This window comes from Pseudooceanicola profundus (assembly GCF_054919315.1).
Map to the genome: position 1 here is coordinate 3,394,019 of NZ_CM142898.1, position 18,228 is coordinate 3,412,246.

Below are 18,228 nucleotides of genomic sequence, written 5' to 3' on the forward strand. Positions count from 1 at the left end.
ATGTTCCTGCTGCGCCGCCTGTTGCAAGCCATCCCGGTCCTGCTGGTGACCGCCTTCCTGTCCTTTGCCGCGTTCCGCTTCATCGGGGACCCGGTGCAATCCATGCTGGGACAGGATGCCACCGCCGCGGACCGGGCCGAGCTGATGGCGGCGCTTGGGCTGGACCAGCCGTTTCCCGTGCAGTTCTGGAACTTCATCGTGAATGTCCTGCACGGCGACTTCGGCTTCTCCACCCGCATCGGCCAGCCGGTCCTGGGCCTGATCCTCGATCGGCTGCCCGCAACGCTTGAACTGGCCGTGCTCTCCTTCGTGGTGGCCCTGGCGCTTGGCATGATCCTCGGCGTGACCACCGCGCTGAAACCCCAGAGCTGGATCAGCCGCACGGTCATGGCGGGCTCGCTCATCGGGGTCTCGCTGCCGAACTTCCTGATCGGGATCGGGCTGATCTACGTCTTCTCGGTCCAGCTGGGCTGGCTGCCCGCCTTCGGGCGCGGCGAGACGGTGCAGATCGGCTGGTGGTCCACCGGGCTGCTGACCGTCTCGGGGTGGAAGGCGATCCTGCTGCCCGCGATCTCTCTCAGCCTGTTCCAGGTCACGCTGATCCTGCGCCTCGTGCGGGCCGAGATGACCGAGGTGCTGCACTCCGACCACATCCGCTTCGCCCGCGCCCGGGGCCTGCCGGACCGGATGGTGAACTTCCGCTACGCGCTCAAGAACACGCTGGTGCCGGTGATCACCGTCTCGGGGCTGCAACTCGGCTCGATCATCGCCTTCGCCGTGGTGACGGAAACCGTCTTCCAGTGGCCGGGCATCGGGCTGCTCTTCATCAACTCGGTCAACTTCTCGGACGTGCCGATCATGGCAACCTACCTGCTGCTGACCGCCGTCCTCTTCGTGGTGATCAACCTGATCGTCGATCTTCTCTACTACCTCTTCGACCCGCGCCTGCGGGTGAAGGCCGCGGGGCGCTGAGATGTCCGACATGTCGACCCCTTCCAAGTCCTCCCTCTGGGCGCGCTTCCGTGCCTCCGACCTCGGCCATGCCTTCCTGCGTTCGCCGGGCGCGATGATCGCCTTCGGCCTGCTGGGCCTGATCATGCTGGCCGCGCTCTTCGCGCCGCTGATCGCGCCGCAGGACCTGCGCGACGCCACCAGTTTCGACCTGATGGACGGCTTCACCCCGCCGTTCAGCGCGAATGAATTCACCGGCAATTTCTACCTGCTGGGCACCGACGACCAGGGCCGCGACATGCTCTCGGCCGTGCTCTTCGGCCTGCGGGCCTCGCTGATCGTGGGGATCTGCGCCGTGGCGCTGTCCGCTCTGATCGGCGTCACGCTGGGCCTGATCGCGGGCTATGCAGGCGGGCGCGTCGATGCCGTCATCATGCGCGCCGCCGACGTGCAGCTGGCCATTCCCGGCATCCTCGTGGCGCTGCTGATCTTCGGCCTGACGCGGTCCCTTCTGCCGACGGGGCTGCGCGATGCCATGGCGATCTATGTCGTGATCCTGGCCATCGGCCTGTCCGACTGGGTCAGCTATGCCCGCACCGTCCGCTCGGCCGCCATGGTCGAGATGCGCCGCGAATACATTCAGGCCGCGATCATGATGGGCCGCCCGCCGCGCGCCATCCTGCGCCGCCACCTGCTGCCCAACGTGGCGCGTCCGATCTTTGTCATCGCAACGATCAACTTCGCCCTCGCGGTGATCGCGGAATCGACGCTCTCCTACCTTGGTGCGGGCCTGCCGCCGACGCAGCCCTCGCTGGGCACGCTGATCCGGATCGGTCAGCAGTTCCTCTTCTCCGGCGAATGGTGGCTGCTGTTCTTCCCCGGGCTCATCCTGCTGGTACTGGCGCTTTCGATCAACCTGCTGGGGGACTGGCTGCGCGACACGCTGAACCCGAGGGCCGTGAAATGACCGAGCTTCTGTCGATCGAGGACCTCGCCGTCGAATTCCCCTCGCGCCACGGCACCGTCACCGCGGTGGAAGGCGTCAGCCTGACCATCGGCGCGGGCGAGATCCTGGGCGTCGTGGGCGAAAGCGGCGCGGGCAAATCCACCATCGGGGCGGCCATCACCGGGCTGCTGCAGGCGCCGGGGCGCATCGCGCGCGGCACCATCCGCCTGTCGGGCGAGGTGATCGACGCGACCGATACCCTGGCCATGCGCAGGCTGCGCGGCGCCCGTGTCTCGACCATCTTCCAGGACCCGCTGACCAGCCTGAACCCGCTCTTCACCATCGAGCAGCAGCTGGTCGACACGATCCTGACCCACCGCCCGATGACCCGCGCGCAGGCCCGGGCCGAGGCGGTGCGCCAGCTGGAGGCCGTGGGCATCCCCGATCCCGCGCATCGGGTGAAGAACTGGCCGCATGAATTCTCCGGCGGGATGCGGCAGAGGGCGGTCATCGCGCTCGCCCTGTGTTCCGAGCCGGAGCTGGTGATCGCCGACGAGCCGACCACCGCGCTCGACGTCTCGGTGCAGGCGCAGATCCTCGACCTGATCCGCAAGCTGGCGCAGGAGCGGGGCATCGGCGTCATGCTGGTGACCCACGACATGGGCGTCATCGCGCAGGTGACCGACCGCGTCGCCGTCATGAAGGATGGCAGGCTGGTGGAGCTGGGGCAGACCGAACAGGTGCTGACCCGGCCCGAACATCCCTATAGCCGCGACCTGATCTCCGTTGTGCCGCGCGCGGACGTGAAGCTGAAACGCTTCCCCGTGGCCGGGCTGGGGCAGGGCGCGGACAAGGCGCTGGAGTGGCTTTCGGGCGGAAGCACCCGGCGCGAGGCATCGGATCGCCCGCTGGTGGAACTGCTGGATGTCCGGCAGGTCTATGGCGGGCGGTCCGGCCTTTTCAAACGGGCCGAGGGCTTCACCGCCCTGACTGACATCACCCTGACGATCGCCGAGGGCGAGGTGCTGGGGCTGGCGGGGGAGAGCGGGTCGGGCAAGTCGACCATGGCGCGTATCCTCGCCGGTCTGACCGCGCCCACGTCGGGCGAGATGCTGTTCGACGGGCAGGCGGTCTACGACCACGGGCGGATGCGGCACCCGGACATCCGGCGCCAGATCCAGATGGTGTTCCAGGATCCCTATTCCTCCCTCAACCCGCGCATGACCGTGGGCGACATCCTGGCCGAGCCGATGCTGCATCACCGCCTCGTGGAGAGCCGCCGCGCCGCCGATCCGGTCGTGGCGGAACTGCTGGGCGCCGTGGGCCTGCCGGTGGAGGCCGCGCGGCGCTATCCCCATGCCTTCTCGGGCGGGCAGCGGCAGCGGATCTCCGTCGCGCGCGCCCTTGCCTCGCGCCCCCGCTTCCTGATCTGCGACGAGCCGACCTCGGCGCTCGACGTGTCGATCCAGGCGCAGATCCTGAACCTGATGAAGGACCTGCAGGAACGGCTTGGGCTGACGATCCTCTTCATCTCCCACGACCTGCCGGTGGTGCGCCAGATGTGCGACCGGATCGCCGTGCTGAAGAACGGCCGGCTGGCCGAGGTGGCCGAGACGGAAACACTCTTCACCGCGCCGCAGGCGGCCTATACCCGCGACCTGATTTCGCTGATCCCGGCGATGAACCACGCAAGACCAAGCGAGACCCTCCATGGCTGACCTGCCCAGACGTGACGATCCCTTCCGCCCCGGTGAAACCGGCCTGCTGCTGGTGGACATGCAGCGCATCTGGCTGGACGAGGCGCATTCCGATCACGGCGCGGGTGGCGGCCCGGCCGAGGAATTCTATCGCACCACCCGCGAGGTGACGGTGCCCAAGTGCGAACAGCTGATCCAAGCGGCACGAGCGGCGGGGGTCGAGGTGATGCACACGATCATCCAGTCGCTGACAGAGGATGGCCGCGACCGTTCGCTCGACCACAAGATGACGCCGATCCATCTGGCGAAGTCGGATGAACGCGGCCTGCCGATCCCCTCGCTGATGCCGGTGGGCGACGAGATCCTGCTGCCCAAGACCTCCTCCGGCGTCTTCAACTCGACCCATATCGATTACATCCTCAAGAACATCGGCATCCGGCAGCTGATCGTCTGCGGGATCATGACCGATCAATGCGTGGACATGGCAGTGCGGGATGCCGCCGACCGGGGCTACATGGTCTCGGTCGCCACCGATGCCTGCTTTGCCGCCAACAGCCAACGCCACGCCACCGCGCTCGACGCCTTCGGCGGCTATTGCTGGCAGGCGGATACCGACACGATCTGCGACCGACTTGCCCGGATGGGAGACGCCTGAATGACCGCCACCAGCCTTGCCGCCATCGTCACCACGGACCTGACCGCGATCACCCGCGGCCGCTTCCTGCCCGCGAACCGCATCGCCGCGGCCGCGACGGGGGTGGGCTGGGTGCCTGCCAATATCGCCCTGCGCGCCGATGGCCACATCGTCGAGGACAACATCTGGGGCTCCTCCGGCGACCTGCGTCTGCTGCCCGATCCGGACGCGCGCTATGTGACTTCGCGGACCGGCGCGCCCACGCCCTTCGACATGACCATGGGCGATATCGTCGAGCTGGACGGCACGCCCTGGTCGGCCTGCGCCCGCAGCCAGCTGCGCAGCGCGCTTGCGGATTTCGAGGCCGCCACCGGGTTGCGCATCCTCGCCTCCTTCGAGCAGGAGTTCCAGATCCTCGGGGCCGAGATGGCGCCGGCGCATGTCTTCTCCTACCAGGCGCTGCGCCGGGCCGAGCCCTTTGCAGGGCGCTACTTTGCCGCGCTGGAAGAGGCGGGCATCGCGCCCGAGGTCATCATCGCCGAATACGGCGAGGACCAGTACGAGATCACCTCCGCCCCCGCCGAGGCGCTGACCGCCGCCGACCGCTGCATCGCGATCCGCGAGATCACCCGCGAGATGTGCCGCCTCGAGGGCTGGCAGGCGAGCTTTGCGCCCAAGACCGACGCCGAGGGCGTGGGCAACGGCGTGCACATCCACCTCTCGCTGGTGGATACCGAGGGCCGCCCGGTCAGCTTCGATCCCGAGGGCCCGGGGCGCCTCTCGCCGGTGGCCGGGGCCTTCTGCGCCGGGATCCTGCGCCACATGCGCGCGCTGCTCGCCTTCACCGCCTCGACGCCCGCCAGCTTCGTCCGGCTGCGCCCGCACAACTGGTCCTCGGCCTGGACCTGGCTGGGCGACCGCGACCGCGAGGCCAGCCTGCGCATCTGTCCCACGGTCGAGATGAACGGCAAGGACCCGGCGCGGCAGTTCAACGTGGAATACCGCGCGGCCGATGCCACCGCGAACCCCTACCTCGCGCTTGCCGCGCTGATCCGTGCCGGCCTCGACGGGGTGCAGAGCGGGGCCGAGCCGGTCGTCTTCTCCGGTGATCCGGAGGCGCTCTTGCCCGAGGAGCGCGCGGCCAAGGGCCTCTACCGCCTGCCGGAAACACTCGACGCGGCGCTGGAGGCGCTGAAGGAGAGCGAGACCGTGCGCGGCTGGTTCCCCGAGCCGCTGATCACCACCTTCCTCGGCATCAAGCGCGACGAATGCCTCGCCGCCGCGGGGCAGAGCGACGCGGAGCTCTGCGCCGGGATCGCCAAGGTTTACTGACCCACCCCCATTGGGCAGGCTGGCCCCGCAGGCCGGCCTGAAGGACGCGGAGACGCCCATGACCTCGAAGCCTTTCTCGGCCTTCGGGCCCGACTTCCCCTTCGCCTACGACGACTGGCTGGCCCATCCCGCCGGGCTCGGCACGATCCCGGGAGACCGCCACGGCGCGGAAGTGGCCGTGATCGGGGCCGGGGCCGCCGGCATGGTCGCCGCCTACGAGCTGATGCGCATGGGCCTGAAACCGGTGATCTACGAGGCCGGGCGCATGGGCGGGCGGCTGCGATCCGAACCCTTCGAGGGCGCAGAGGGCGTGATCGCGGAACTGGGGGGCATGCGTTTCCCGGTCTCCTCGGCGGGCTTCTACCACTACGTCGACCGGCTGGGGCTGGAGAGCCGCGATTTCCCCAACCCGCTGACGCCTGCCGCGGGCTCCACCGTCATCGACCTCGAAGGCGAGACCCATTACGCCGAGACGCTGGCCGACCTGCCGGAGCTCTACCGGGAGGTGGCCCGCGCCTATGACGCGGCGCTGGAAGAGGGCGCGGATTTCACCGCCCTGAAGGCCGCGATCCGGGCCCGCGACGCCGCGGCGATCAAGGCGATCTGGGACCCGATCGTGCGCGACTGGGACGAGCGGACCTTCTACGATTTCGTGGTCTCCTCCAGCGCGTTCCAGGCGCTCAGCTTCCGCCACCGCGAGGTCTTCGGGCAGGTCGGTTTCGGCACCGGCGGCTGGGACAGCGACTTTCCGAACTCCATGCTGGAAATCCTGCGGGTGAACCTCTGCGAGCTGGACGACCACCAGAAGTACATCGTCGGCGGGGTGGAGCAGATGCCCCGCGGGCTCTGGACCGACGCGCCCGAGACCATGGCCCACTGGCCCGCAGGCACCACGCTGAGCCGCCTGCACAACGGAGCGACCCGGGGCGGGGTCAAGGCGCTGGCCCGCGCGGGCGACGGCCGCATCGCCGTGACCGACCGCTGGGGGCGGGCGGATGTCTACGACGCGGTGGTGATCACCTGCCAGACCCACTTGCTGACCACCGCCATCGACACCGAGGAGCGGCTCTTCGACCAGAAGCTCTGGATGGCGCTGGACCGCACCCGCTACATGCAGTCGGCCAAGACCTTCGTCATGGTGGACCGCCCGTTCTGGAAGGACCGCGATCCCGTCACCGGCAAGCAGGTCATGTCGATGACCCTGACCGACCGGCTGACCCGGGGCACCTACCTTTTCGACAACGGCCCCGACAAGCCCGCCGCGATCTGCCTGAGCTACGCGTGGATGACCGACGCGCTGAAGGTGCTGCCCTACGACACCGGCAAGCGGGTCGACCTCGCGCTCTCCGCGCTGTCCAAGATCTACCCCGGCCTCGACATTGCCAGCCATATCGTGGGCGAGCCGATCTCGGTCTCCTGGGAGGCGGACGAGAACTTCCTCGGCGCCTTCAAGGGCGCGCTGCCGGGACACTATCGCTACAATCGCCGCATGTACGGCCACTTCTGCCAGGACACGCTGCCGCCGATGGAGCGCGGGCTCTTCCTCGCGGGCGACGGTGTCAGCTTCACCCCTGCCTGGGTCGAGGGTGCGGTGCAGACGGCGCTGAACGCGGTTTGGGGTGTCATGCACCACATGGGCGGGCAGAGCGCGCCCGAAAACCCCGGTCCGGGCTATGTCTTCGCGCAGCTCGGGCCGGTTGCGCTGTCGGACTGAGATGCGCCGCAACAGCGAGCATTCAGGCGGGGGCTATGGGCCCCGCCGGTGGCCGATCCGCGCCTCGAACCGCGCCATTTCCTGCGCGGGGGGGCGGGTGCCGGTGTAGATCTCGACGTAATGCGGGAAGCGGGCGAGGCGCTCCTCCAGCGGCTCCGTCACCCGCATCGAGATATAGCCGACCTGCACGAGGTAGACCGTCCGCGCACGCACGTCCGCATCCTCGGGGGCATGGCCCCAGCGTTCCAGCAGCGCACGCAGCGCGGCCAGCCGCTCCGCGTCGGCCTGTTGCAGCCGGGCCAGAACGCCCGCGTCCTGCTGCGCCCAGGACCGCACGGCCCGCTCCAGCCCGCTGTCGAAACTGTTGTCCGAAAGGAAGGTGCTGATCACGTTCAGCATCGCCTCTGTCTCGGTCGCGGCATAGTCCTGCGTGGCGGCGACGAGGTGCCGGGTGGTGGCCGCCTCCCACCGGTCGAGCAGGGCGGCCAGCAATTGCCCGCGGTCCTTGAAAAACCAGTAGAAGCTGGTGCGCGACAGCTCCAGCCTCTCCGCCAGCGTCATGATCTTCACCGCCTCCACGCCCTTCTCGACGAGCACCGCCTGCGCAGCGTCGAGCCAGAGATCGGGGGAGCCGCGCCAGCCGCGGTCAGAGGGGGAATCGTCGGTCATGCCATCCTGCGCCGCGGTCGGGTGGTCATATTGTCCATAAAATGTGCGGCTCTGTCCAGTTGGGTGAAGTTTCGGTTGCAAGACCATGATTAAATTGATGTCTCAATCTCGGGCGGCGCCCTTGATAGCCATCGCATCCCCCCGGCGCATGGCGCGATCCCGGCCGCCGGATACAAATTTCTTGACACAACTGTACATTTTTTCCGAGCGTTTTCCGGACCCGTCTGCATGGTTTTCGAGGGATGATGCCGATGACGAATGATCCGCTGCTCCAGCCGTTCCAGCTCAAGCACCTGACGCTGAAGAACCGCATCATGATCACCAGCCACGAACCGGCCTACCCTGAGGACGGGATGCCGAAGGAACGCTATCGGGCCTACCACGTCGAACGCGCCCGGGCCGGCATCGCGCTGACCATGACGGCGGGCTCTGCCAGTGTCGCGCGCGACAGCCCGCCCGCCTTCAACAACATCCTCGCGTGGAAGGACGAGGTGGTGGGCCACATGAAGCAGCTGGCCGATGCCTGCCATGACGAGGGCTGCGCGGTGATGATCCAGCTGACGCACCTTGGCCGCCGGACCCGCTGGGACAAGGGCGACTGGCTGCCCGTCGTCTCGCCCAGCCATGCCCGCGAAGCCGCCCACCGGGCCTTCCCCAAGCGGATGGAGGACTGGGACATTGCGCGGATCATCGAGGATTACGCCCTTGCCGCCGAACGGATGAAGGCGGCGGGCCTCGACGGGATCGAGATCGAGAGCTACGGCCACCTGATGGATGCCTTCTGGTCGCCGCTCACCAATGACCTCGACGCGCCCTATGGCGGCAGCCTCGACAACCGGCTGCGGTTTACTTTCGACGTGCTGCGCGCCGTGCGGCGGCGCTGCGGCGAGGACTTCATCGTCGGCATCCGCTACGTCGGCGACGAGGACCTGCCCGGCGGGCTGACCAAGACCGACGGGCTGGAGATCTCGCGCCGCCTGAAGGACAGCGGCATGGTGGATTTCCTCAACGTGATCCGCGGCCATATCGACACCGACGCCGGGCTGACCGACGTGATCCCGGTGCAGGGGATGCGCAACGCGCCGCATCTCGACTTCGCCGGAGAGATCCGGGCCGCGACGCAGATCCCCACCTTCCACGCCGCCAAGATCCCCGACCTCGCCACCGCGCGCCATGCCATCGCCAGCGGCAAGCTGGACATGGTCGGCATGACCCGCGCCCATATCGCCGACCCGCATCTCGTGCGGAAACTCGTCGAGGGCCGCGAGGAGGATATCCGCCCCTGTGTCGGGGCGAACTACTGCCTCGACCGGATTTATCAGGGCGGCATGGCGCTGTGCATGCACAACCCTTCGACGGGGCGCGAGGTGTCACAGCCCCATGCGATCGCCCGCGCCGAGGTACCGCTGCGGGTCACCGTGGTGGGCGCGGGGCCGGGCGGCATGGAGGCCGCGCGCGTCGCGGCGGAACGGGGCCATCAGGTGACGGTGCTGGAGGCCTCGGACGAAGCCGGCGGGCAGGTGCGCCTGACCGCGCTGCAGGAGCGGCGGCGGGAGATGGGGGCGATCATCTCGTGGCGCATGGCGCAGTGCGAGAAGCTGGGCGTGACCTTCCGCTTCAACACCTATGCCGAGGAGGCGGAGGTGCTGGAGACCGATCCCGACGCGGTGATCGTCGCCACCGGCGGGCTGCCCCATACGGAGGTGCTGGCGGCGGGCAATGACCTCGTCGTCTCGGCCTGGGACATCCTGTCGGGCGACGTGAAGCCGGGGCGCGAGGTGCTGCTCTTCGATGACGCGGGCGATGCGGCGGGGCTGCAGGCCGCGGAGGCGATCGCGCAGAGCGGTGCGCGGGTCGAGATCGTGACGCCGGACCGGGCCTTCGCGCCCGAGGTCATGGGCATGAACCTCGTGCCCTTCATGCGGTCGCTGCAACAGCTGGACACGACTTTCACCGTCACGTGGCGGCTGCGGGAGGTCCGGCGCGAGGGCAATGCGCTGATGGCGGTGCTGGGGTCGGACTACGGCAGCGTCACGCGCGAACGGCGGGTGGATCAGGTGGTGGTGAACCACGGCACGCTGCCGCTGGATGAACTCTACCTCGCGCTCAAGCCGCTCTCCTCGAACCTTGGCGAGGTCGACTACGAGGCGCTGGTGGCGGGGCAGGCGCAGGCCGTGGCGGCCAATCCCGCGGGCGCCTTCCGGCTCTACCGGATCGGGGACGCGGTCTCGGCCCGCAATACCCATGCGGCGATCTATGACGCGCTGCGGCTGGTGCGCGCGCTCTAGCGCGCCGCCGTCCCGGCGGGCCCCTGCCGGGTGAAGCGGCGCAGCACGTCGAAGAAGTTCAGGACATGGGGCCGCCGGTTGTCGAGCCGGGCGTGGATCGTCAGCCGCGTGCCGGGGTTCTCGCCGGTGAAGGGGCGGAAGGCCACGCCGGGGCGGCTGACCTGGCTGACACTGCGCGGCACGACGGAGAGGCCGACGCCCACCGAGACCAGCGAGATCGCGGTCTGGTAGTCCTGCGCGAAGGCCTGGTTGCGCGGGGTGAACCCGTTGAGCGCGCAGCATTGCAGCACGTCGTCGGCAAAACTGGGCCGGGGGCGTCGGGGATAGAGCACGAAGGTCTCGCCCTCCAGCTCCGGCAGCGAGACGGCGGCGGACCGGGTGGCGAGCGGGGAATTGTCCGGCAGCGCCAGCATCAGCGGCTCCTCGATCAGCGGGACCGAGCGCAGGTCCTCGATCTTCAGCGCGGGGCGGGCCACGGCGATGTCGATGTCCTGCTGGACGAGGGCGCGCTCAAGCTCGGCGTTGTTCATGGCCGACAGCGACAGGTCCACGTCCGGGTAATGCGAGCGGTAGGATTTGATCAGCGTGGGCAGGGGGCCGTGGGTCGCGGAGCCGACGAAGGCGATCCGCAGCCGTCCCGCGCCGCCTTGCCCGATCAGCCGCGCCTCGCGATAGGCGCTGTCGAGCCGGTCGACGAGGTCGCGGGCGCGTTCGAGGAAGACCTCGCCCGCCTGCGTCAGGCGGATCTGGCTGCGCGAGCGGTCGAAGAGTTGCGCGCCGATGTCCTTTTCCAGCGCCGCGATCTGGCGGCTGAGCGGGGGCTGGGCCATGTCCAGCCGGGCGGCGGCGCGGCCGAAGTGGCGTTCTTCGGCCACGGCGATGAAGTATTTCAGCCGTTTGAGTTCCAAGGCATGTCTTTCAGGCAGCCGGGGGCGAACCCCCGGCCTGCCGGGCCTCAGGCCATTTTGGCCAGTGCCTCGACGAAGTAGGGGCGGAAGCCCTCGGGGTTCTCGCTCATGGGAAAATGACCGATGCCGGGCATGACGGCAAGCGTTGCCCCGGGGATCGCATCGGCGGTGCGCTTGGCGTCCTCGGGAGTGCAGGTCATGTCGTATTCGCCCACCATGATGTGGACCGGCTTGGCCGAGGTGTCGATGCCGCCCAGCTTGCCCACCAGACTGTCGTCCTGCGTGTAAAAGCTGAGATCGCCCCGGAAGACGCCCGGCCCGGATTGCATGAACATCCACTGGGTGTTCCAGCGTTCCGCCTCGGGCCCCTGCGGCGCGATATTGGCCGACACCAGTGCCGCGCCCATTTCGCCGCCATGGGCATCAGGGCGGTGGAACCAGTCGATGTCGTACCACGCGGGCTGGAAGTCCGAGGCCTCGATCGCGATGAAGCCCTTGAAGGGCGCGGGATGGTTCAGCGCCAGTTGCAGCGCGATCCGCCCGCCCATGGAGCAGCCCGCGTAGACCGGGTTGTCCAGCTCCAGCGCGGCGACCATGGCCAGCACCACCTCGATGTAGAAGTCGGTGGTGAGCAGGTATTCCTCGGTCTGCCAGCCCTCGGGGGGCAGGGACTTGCCGTGCCACGGCATGTCCACGGCGATGATCCGGTGCCGGTCCGTGATCTCGGCATCGTTCATGATGTGGCGCCACTGTCGGGTGTCGGCGCCTGCGGTGTGGAAGCAGATCACCGGCTGACCCTGTCCCGCTTCTTCGAAGTAGATGCGGTGGGGGCGGCCGCCCGCCGTGATCGTCACGTAGCGGCCGATAATGGGTTCGAGTGCGCTCATGCCTGCACCTCCCGGCCGAGGGCCATGAATTCCTTGAAGAACCGCAGGTTCTTGACCAGCACGAGGATGTCACCCTCGATGCTGCCGCGGCCCGTTTTGACAAAGCCGAAGATGTCGTGGAAACCCGCCTCGGGGATCGGTTGCCAGAATTTCTCCAGCGCCTCGGCATCGACCCGGATGGCAAAGCGCCACGGGATCTTGCGCGAGGGGCCGGGGGTGATCGTCTCCAGCGCGCCGCGATGGAAGGTGAGGTAGTACTCGTCCCCCTCCACCTCGATCAGCACGGTTTCGGAGAAGAGCGCGCCAAGCCGGTGCAGGTGCGCGCGGGTTTCCAGCGCGGCCCCCATGGCCGTGAGGCGCGGCAGCAGGTCTGCTCTCGCCATGTCAGTCTTTCCTTGCATATTTCTCGATGATCTCGGGGTCGGGGGTCACCCCCAGGCCGGGGCCCTCGGGCAGATGCACCTGGTAGCCCTCGTAGCGCAGGCTGTCCTGCACGAGGTCCTCGACGAGGATCTTGGGCCCGAACTGTTCGGTCCCCCATTCCAGTTTCGGCAGGGTGGCAAAGACGTGCAAGTGCCCCGCCGCGCCGATGGAGCTTTCCAGCAGGCAGCCGCCGTACATCTGCACGCCTTCCGCCGCCGCGATCCCCGCCACCCGCTTGAGGTTGTGGAGCGAGCCATGTTTGCAGAGCTTCAGCGACAGCACCGTGCCGGTGGCCGCGCGCACCTCGCGGCTGGCCTCGGCCAGGGTCGAGACGCTTTCATCCATCATGATCGGGATCGCCGAGCGGGCCGCGATCCGGGCCGAGGCCCCGGTCTGACCCGCCGCGATGGGCTGTTCGATCAGGCTGACGCCAAGGTCCTGAAGCACGGGCAGGTAGCGGATGCACTCGGCCTCGGACCAGCCCTGATTGACGTCCGCCACGATGGTCGTGCCCGAGGGCAGGGCCTTTTGCAGCGCGGCAAGGCGGGCGAGGTCGGTGGCCGGATCGGCAAAGCCCAGCTTGATCTTGAACCGCTTGAACCAGCCCCGGTCGAGCATGGCCTGCGCCTCGTCGACCTCCTGCGCGGCATCGCCCGAGGCGAGCGCCCAGATTGCATCAATCGCCGTGCGCACCGCCCCGCCGAGGAGCACATGCGCGGGCACGTCCAGCGTCTTGCCCAGGGCATCCAGCAGCGCCATGTCGATGGCGGATTTCGCCGTGTAGTTCCGCTTGGCCGCGCGGTCCATGCGCAGCGTCGCGTCTTCCAGCAGACAGGCGGGCCGTCCCAGCAGCGCGGGCGCGAGGTAGGTGTCGATATTGGCCTTCATGGCCTCGACGCTTTCCTCGGCCCAGCGGGGGCCGCCGAGGGTGGAGCCTTCGCCGTAGCCGATGACGCCGTTTTCCAGCGTGACGGTGACGAAGATATAGCCCTGGTGGGTGACGCTGGTGTTCGACAGCTTGTGATTGCGGGTGGTCGGGGCCTCGATGATCCGCGCGGTGATCTGGCGGATGGCGGTCTCGGTCAGGAGATCGCGGGCGAGGGCGCCGGGCTGGTTGGTCATGGGCTGCCTCTTGTCGTTGAAAAGGGCGGCGCGGGGGAGGTCGCGCCGCCCGGGTGCGTCATTCCGCGGCGATGTCGCCCAGCAGGGCGTTGTTGCGGATGACGAAGTCGAAGGTCATGACCAGATCGGTGTCGGCGCCTTCGGGGGCCTTGGTCATGGTGCCGATCAGCTCTTCCTTCACGGCAAAGACGCTGTCGTTGTCGAGGTACTCGGTCTCGCTGTCGTAAATCTGCGAGATCAGGGACTTGTAGCCGTCCTTCATGATCATGAAGTGGATATGGCCGGGGCGCATGGGGTGGTGGCCCATGTACTTCAGCAGTTCGCCCGCCGCCCCGTCATAGGGGATCGGGTAGGGCACCGGGCGGATCGCGACGAAGTCGTATGCGCCGTCGGCATCCGTCTCGAAGCGGCCGCGCAGGTTGAAGTCCGGCTGGTCCGGGTCCTGCTGCTCGTAGAGGCCGTTGGGGGCATCTTCCCAGACGTCCATGGTAACGCCGGGCACCGGGTTGCCCTCGGTGTCGCGGATCGTGCCGGTGACGCGGACGGTTTCCTGTCCCTCGAAGTCCTTCTGGATGATCGAGGCGCCCTTGGGCAGAACCGGCGGGTTCTCGCGGTAGAACGGCCCCAGCACGGTCGAGATCGTCTCGTTATGCGTCGGCTTCTTGTCCAGCATGTCGGCCAGCACCTCGACGCCGAGGATGTCCGAGATCAGGATGAACTCGTTCCGGCTGTCGTCGGAGATGTCGCCGGCGCGGCGCATCCATTCCATCGCGCCCAGCCATTCCTCGTAGGTCAGGTCGACCTCTTTCATGAAGGCGTGCATATGCTTGAGCGCGCTTTCGAGGATCTCGCGGTTGCGCGCGGGAATGTCGTCCGACAGGGCGCCGACGACGGCCTCGGTGATGTTGTCCAGGGTGATGCTTCTCATGGTGTCCTCCCAAGCGATCTGTTTGGATAAGATGGGACAAGGTGTGATACCTTGCCATGCCTTCAGAAGTCTTTTGTGATACCGTTCGGGTATCATCTGCGCCCCGACGCGGGGCCGGGACGCAGCGCGGCTTGCAGCAGGATCAGCGGGTCAGGACCAGCGGGAACAGCGTCTCGATCATCGCGAAGATCACGACGAGGGAAATGATGTTCAGCCACAGGCCCACGCGGACCATCTGCTTGATCGTCACTTCGCCCGAGCCGAAGGCCACCGCGTTCGACGGTGTCGCCACCGGCAGCATGTAGGCCGAGCAGACGGCGAGCGTCATGACAGCGGTCATCACCAGCGGGTCCATCCCCATGCCGACCGCGACCGAGCCCATGATCGGGAAGAAGGCCGCGGCGGTGGCGGTGTTGCTGGTCAGCTCCGTCAGGGCAAGGCCGACGACGGCGGCGATCAGCAGCACCACGAGGCCCGGCATGTCCCCGAAGGCCGCCACCTGGTTGCCGATCCAGACCGACAGGCCGGTGGCGGTGAAGGCGGCCGAGAGGCTGAGACCGCCGCCGAAGAGCAGCAGCAGGCCCCAGGGGATCTCGCGCGAGGCGTCCCAGGTCAGCAGGGCCACGGGCCGGCGGTTGGCGTCACGCTCGCCCGAGGGGGTGAGGAAGCAGGCCACGGCGGCGGTCATGGCGACCTGGCTCGACGAGATCTTGGCGAGGAAGGGCAGGGCGGCCTTCACGGCGGCGATCTTGGTCAGCAGCGGCACGGCCACCCAGAAGAAGATCGCGGCGAGGAAGATGATCGCCACCCGGGTCTCGGCCTTGGACATCGGGCCGAGGGCCTCGACCTCGCTGCGGATCAGCGCGGCGCCACCGGGCAGTTCGCGCAGCTTGGCGCGGAAGATCACCTTGGTCAGCAGCAGCCAGCCGATCACGAGCATGATCACCGCAAAGGGCACGCCGATCACCATCCACTGGGCAAAGCCCATGTCATAGCCCTGCTGTTCCAGCAGGTAGGCCTTCATCAGCGCGGTCGGCGGCTGGCCGATCAGCGTGGCGGTGGAGCCCATGGTCACGCCATAGGCGATGCCCAGCATCACCGCGGCAGAGAAGTTCACGTCGCGCCCGTCGTGGCCCTGTTCGCGGGCCAGGTCGCGCACGAGGTGCAGGATCGACACGCCGATCGGGACCATGATCACCGCCGTGGCGGTGTTGGAAATCCACGCCGAGATGAAGGCCGAGGCGATCATCAGCCCCAGCACGATCTGGTCGGGCCGGGTGCCCACGGCCTGGATCGTGCGCAGGGCGATGCGGCGGTGCAGGTTGCTGCGCTCGGTCGCCAGCCCGAGGATCACCCCGCCAAGCACGAGGAAGACCACGGCATTGGCGAAGGGCGCGGCCATGGTGCCGAAGCTGCCCACGCCGAAGAGCGGGAAGATGACCAGCGGCAGCAGCGAGGTGACCGGGATCGGCACCGCCTCCGTCATCCACCAGATCGCCATCCAGAGCGCGCCGCCGGCGGCCACGCGCCCGGGCATCCCGAGGCTTTCAGGCAGGATCAGGCCGAGGACCAGCCCCGCGAGGGGGCCGAGCGCCATGAGTTTCAAATTGAGGGTTTCGCGCGCCTCCGCAGGGGCTGCGCCGGGGGTGTCGTTCATTCGGGGTCCTCCGTCCCATGTCGCGGCTGACGGGCCGCCGACCGCGCCTGCGCCGCACCCGCGGGTGCGGGTGAGCGGTCTCCGGCCGGGGCCGGGGTGCGCTGGTCTCAATCCTCCACCGGGCCGAGGGGGGGCCCGTATCTGGCGCCAGAGGTCACGCGTCCGGGGGCAAAACGCAATACACGGCCGGGTATCCTGTCATACCCAAACAGGCATGAGAGGGTGTGAATGCGGGTCTCGCAGGTATCGGGCTGCGCCTCAGGTTGGCAGCCGCCGCGCCGCGCCCTCCAGCCGGGAGAAGAGCAGCGCCGTGGCGCAGAGCGGCAGCAGCGCCAGCAGGCCGAGGGCCTGCAGGGTGCGCTCCGGCCCCAGCCCCTCGATCAGCGCGGCCCCGATCAGCGGCGCCACTGCTCCCGCGATCAGCATCGGCCGGGCGAGGCGTCCCATCAGCGCGGCGTAGCCCTCGGCGCCGAAGATCGCCAGCGGCAGCGCGCCCCGGCAGATCGACCACAACCCGTTGCCCGCGCCCCAGGCCACCACGGCCACCGCCGCGGGCACGCCAAGGGCGAGGCCGCCCATGCCGATCAGCACGCAGCCGGCACTGGCCGAGAGGGTCCAGATCGGGTGATGCCGCCCGCGGCCCAGCATCTCCAGCACCCGGGCGGCCACCTGCGACGGCCCCAGCAGCGTGCCAAGCCCGATGGCCGCCGCCATGGTGTAGCCCTGCGCGCCGAGCAGCGGCACCATGTGGATCGAGAAGATCGAGGCCAGCATGCTCAGCGTCACGCCGGTCGCCACGATGCACAGGACCCGCAGGTCGCGCCCGCTGACCGGGGCGGGCGCCGCGGTGCCCTCCGTGCCCGCCCTCTGCTGGGCTTCGGGTGTGCCCGCGGTGCGCGGCAGCAGCAGGCGGCTCAGCGGGAAGGTCAGGCAGAGGTGCAGCGCCGCATAGGCGAAACAGGCCCCGCGCCAGCCGATCGCCTCCACCATCCAGGCCGAGAGCGGCCAGCAGACCGTGCTGGCAAAGCCGCCCCAGAGCGTCAGCTGCGTGATCGCCGCCCGGGCACCGCGGCCATAGGCGCTGCCGAGGACCGAGAAGGCCGCGTCGTAGAGCCCGCAGGCCATGCCCAGGCCGAGGACCGCCCAGGCGAGCAGGAAGGCCGCCTGCGACTGCGCCAGCCCCAGCAGCGCAAGGCCGAGGGCAAGGCAGACCATCCCGGTCGAGAGCGTCAGTCGCCCGCCGGTGCGCCCGATCCAGCGCCCCACCGCCGGCGCCGAGAGCCCCGAGACCAGCAGGCCCAGCGAGACCCCGCCCGACAGGAAGCCGAGGCTCCAGCCGGTCTCGGCCCCGATGGCGCCGGCGAGCGGGGCCATGAGGTAGAAGCTGCTGCCCCATGCGAAGATCTCGATCACGCCGAGGGCCGAGATCGTGCGGAGCGCGGGGGCGGTTACTGGGGTGGTCACGGGGGGGCTCACGGGGGCTGTCATCGGGAGTTCTTTGGCGGCGTCGGGGCGGCAGCGGCGACGCAGGGGCCCTCCGTGCCGGGCGCATCGGCGCAGCATTCGTCGCCGAGGAAGCCCAGCAGGGCCGTCATCGCAGGATATTCCGCGTGGCAGTTGAGCGTGGTGCCCTGCCGCTCTTGCCGGATCAGCCCCTGCTGCATCAGCGCCTTGAGGTGATGCGACAGGGTGGACCCGGGCAGCCCCAGCCGCGCCTGCACCTGCGCCACGGGCAGGCCGCCATGGCCCGCGCGTACGAGGGTCCGGTAGATGCGCAGGCGCGTCGGATTGCCGAGGGCCTGCAATTGTCGGGCGGCAAGGTCGATGTCCATGGCCCCATGAAGACCGTCCGGCGCGCCGGGTCAATGACTATTTCGGTGATCGTGGAAATAAGCGGGCCTCAGCGGGCTCCTTGCCCGATGCGGTGCCGGGACGGAGGGGGTGCCTGTCGTCGCCAAAGTGCTCAAGAGCAGGGAAAAAGGAGAGGACAGGGCGCGGACCGGGGCATCCCTGCCAGCCGGGGTCGCGGGCGGCGCGACGGGCGGCGAGACAGGCAACGGGGCGGCTCTGCC

Annotated in this window: 16 protein-coding genes; 7 read left to right on the top strand and 9 right to left on the bottom strand. The window is 68.7% G+C overall.

The annotated features are described in order from the left end of the window. From ACX9MO_RS15640 to ACX9MO_RS15665, 6 genes are read left to right on the top strand one after another with little or no spacing between them, the layout of a single operon-like run. Nucleotides 1–972 (top strand): ABC transporter permease, encoded by a 972-nt coding sequence (locus tag ACX9MO_RS15640; RefSeq protein ID WP_222489546.1) that lies wholly within the window; start codon nt 1–3, stop codon nt 970–972. Between the two features lies 1 nt (nt 973). Then, nucleotides 974–1,918 (top strand): ABC transporter permease, encoded by a 945-nt coding sequence (locus tag ACX9MO_RS15645; RefSeq protein WP_462212510.1) that lies wholly within the window; start codon nt 974–976, stop codon nt 1,916–1,918. Further along, nucleotides 1,915–3,615, top strand: coding sequence for a dipeptide ABC transporter ATP-binding protein (locus ACX9MO_RS15650; protein WP_462212511.1), 1,701 nt, complete (start codon nt 1,915–1,917; stop codon nt 3,613–3,615). The genes ACX9MO_RS15645 and ACX9MO_RS15650 overlap by 4 nt, the downstream gene beginning before the upstream one ends. Next, a complete protein-coding gene (locus ACX9MO_RS15655; RefSeq protein WP_462212512.1) occupies nt 3,608–4,249 on the top strand; it encodes a cysteine hydrolase family protein in 642 nt (213 codons plus the stop codon). Before ACX9MO_RS15650 ends, ACX9MO_RS15655 begins: the two co-directional genes overlap by 8 nt. Next, entirely contained in the window at nt 4,250–5,560 is a 1,311-nt protein-coding gene (locus ACX9MO_RS15660) for a type I glutamate--ammonia ligase (protein WP_462212513.1), read from the top strand. It begins immediately after the preceding gene. A 58-nt stretch (nt 5,561–5,618) separates the two neighbouring features. Continuing rightward, entirely contained in the window at nt 5,619–7,274 is a 1,656-nt protein-coding gene (locus ACX9MO_RS15665; protein ID WP_462212514.1) for a flavin monoamine oxidase family protein, read from the top strand. A gap of 33 nt (nt 7,275–7,307) precedes the next feature. Here the strand turns inward: ACX9MO_RS15665 and ACX9MO_RS15670 are convergent, their stop codons facing one another. Then, on the bottom strand, nt 7,308–7,943 hold the full coding sequence (locus ACX9MO_RS15670; protein WP_462212515.1) for a TetR/AcrR family transcriptional regulator: 636 nt from the start codon (nt 7,941–7,943) through the stop codon (nt 7,308–7,310). Between the two features lie 251 nt (nt 7,944–8,194). On the opposite strand from ACX9MO_RS15670, the gene ACX9MO_RS15675 reads away from it, so the two are divergent. Then, a complete protein-coding gene (locus ACX9MO_RS15675) occupies nt 8,195–10,231 on the top strand; it encodes an oxidoreductase (RefSeq protein ID WP_462212516.1) in 2,037 nt (678 codons plus the stop codon). Here the strand turns inward: ACX9MO_RS15675 and ACX9MO_RS15680 are convergent. From ACX9MO_RS15680 to ACX9MO_RS15715, 8 genes are all read right to left on the bottom strand, one after another. Further along, a complete protein-coding gene (locus ACX9MO_RS15680) occupies nt 10,228–11,139 on the bottom strand; it encodes a LysR family transcriptional regulator (RefSeq protein ID WP_462212517.1) in 912 nt (303 codons plus the stop codon). The two genes, ACX9MO_RS15675 and ACX9MO_RS15680, sit on opposite strands and share 4 nt — an antisense overlap. Before the next feature lie 47 nt (nt 11,140–11,186). Beyond that, nucleotides 11,187–12,026, bottom strand: coding sequence for an alpha/beta fold hydrolase (locus ACX9MO_RS15685; RefSeq protein WP_462212518.1), 840 nt, complete (start codon nt 12,024–12,026; stop codon nt 11,187–11,189). Next, the gene (locus ACX9MO_RS15690) at nt 12,023–12,409 is read right to left on the bottom strand and encodes a hypothetical protein (RefSeq protein ID WP_222489556.1); all 387 of its coding nucleotides are present in this window, start codon (nt 12,407–12,409) and stop codon (nt 12,023–12,025) included. The genes ACX9MO_RS15685 and ACX9MO_RS15690 overlap by 4 nt, the downstream gene beginning before the upstream one ends. Before the next feature lies 1 nt (nt 12,410). Then, complete coding sequence (locus ACX9MO_RS15695) at nt 12,411–13,571, bottom strand: muconate/chloromuconate family cycloisomerase (RefSeq protein ID WP_462212519.1); 1,161 nt, start codon at nt 13,569–13,571, stop codon at nt 12,411–12,413. A 58-nt stretch (nt 13,572–13,629) separates the two neighbouring features. Beyond that, nucleotides 13,630–14,499, bottom strand: coding sequence for a dioxygenase family protein (locus ACX9MO_RS15700; protein WP_222489558.1), 870 nt, complete (start codon nt 14,497–14,499; stop codon nt 13,630–13,632). 142 nt (nt 14,500–14,641) lie between these two features. Continuing rightward, nucleotides 14,642–16,156 (bottom strand): SLC13 family permease, encoded by a 1,515-nt coding sequence (locus ACX9MO_RS15705; protein WP_462212520.1) that lies wholly within the window; start codon nt 16,154–16,156, stop codon nt 14,642–14,644. A 258-nt stretch (nt 16,157–16,414) separates the two neighbouring features. Then, nucleotides 16,415–17,620: an MFS transporter gene (locus ACX9MO_RS15710; RefSeq protein ID WP_462212521.1), complete on the bottom strand. Its 1,206-nt coding sequence runs from the start codon at nt 17,618–17,620 to the stop codon at nt 16,415–16,417. Nucleotides 17,621–17,640: 20 nt separating this feature from the next. Further along, nucleotides 17,641–17,988 carry an ArsR/SmtB family transcription factor gene (locus ACX9MO_RS15715; RefSeq protein ID WP_462212522.1) on the bottom strand — a complete coding sequence of 116 codons (348 nt, stop codon included), beginning with the start codon at nt 17,986–17,988 and terminating at the stop codon, nt 17,641–17,643. Nucleotides 17,989–18,228: the final 240 nt, after the last annotated feature.

Excerpts from the sequence above, each read along its gene's own strand:
- ACX9MO_RS15705 (WP_462212520.1), bottom strand. The coding sequence starts at position 16,156 with ATGAACGACACCCCCGGCGCAGCCCCTGCGGAGGCGCGCGAAACCCTC.
- ACX9MO_RS15650 (WP_462212511.1), top strand. The coding sequence starts at position 1,915 with ATGACCGAGCTTCTGTCGATCGAGGACCTCGCCGTCGAATTCCCCTCG.
- ACX9MO_RS15700 (WP_222489558.1), bottom strand. The coding sequence starts at position 14,499 with ATGAGAAGCATCACCCTGGACAACATCACCGAGGCCGTCGTCGGCGCC.
- ACX9MO_RS15675 (WP_462212516.1), top strand. The coding sequence starts at position 8,195 with ATGACGAATGATCCGCTGCTCCAGCCGTTCCAGCTCAAGCACCTGACG.
- ACX9MO_RS15715 (WP_462212522.1), bottom strand. The coding sequence starts at position 17,988 with ATGGACATCGACCTTGCCGCCCGACAATTGCAGGCCCTCGGCAATCCG.
- ACX9MO_RS15665 (WP_462212514.1), top strand. The coding sequence starts at position 5,619 with ATGACCTCGAAGCCTTTCTCGGCCTTCGGGCCCGACTTCCCCTTCGCC.
- ACX9MO_RS15685 (WP_462212518.1), bottom strand. The coding sequence starts at position 12,026 with ATGAGCGCACTCGAACCCATTATCGGCCGCTACGTGACGATCACGGCG.
- ACX9MO_RS15640 (WP_222489546.1), top strand. The coding sequence starts at position 1 with ATGTTCCTGCTGCGCCGCCTGTTGCAAGCCATCCCGGTCCTGCTGGTG.
- ACX9MO_RS15695 (WP_462212519.1), bottom strand. The coding sequence starts at position 13,571 with ATGACCAACCAGCCCGGCGCCCTCGCCCGCGATCTCCTGACCGAGACC.
- ACX9MO_RS15655 (WP_462212512.1), top strand. The coding sequence starts at position 3,608 with ATGGCTGACCTGCCCAGACGTGACGATCCCTTCCGCCCCGGTGAAACC.
- ACX9MO_RS15670 (WP_462212515.1), bottom strand. The coding sequence starts at position 7,943 with ATGACCGACGATTCCCCCTCTGACCGCGGCTGGCGCGGCTCCCCCGAT.
- ACX9MO_RS15645 (WP_462212510.1), top strand. The coding sequence starts at position 974 with ATGTCCGACATGTCGACCCCTTCCAAGTCCTCCCTCTGGGCGCGCTTC.
- ACX9MO_RS15690 (WP_222489556.1), bottom strand. The coding sequence starts at position 12,409 with ATGGCGAGAGCAGACCTGCTGCCGCGCCTCACGGCCATGGGGGCCGCG.
- ACX9MO_RS15660 (WP_462212513.1), top strand. The coding sequence starts at position 4,250 with ATGACCGCCACCAGCCTTGCCGCCATCGTCACCACGGACCTGACCGCG.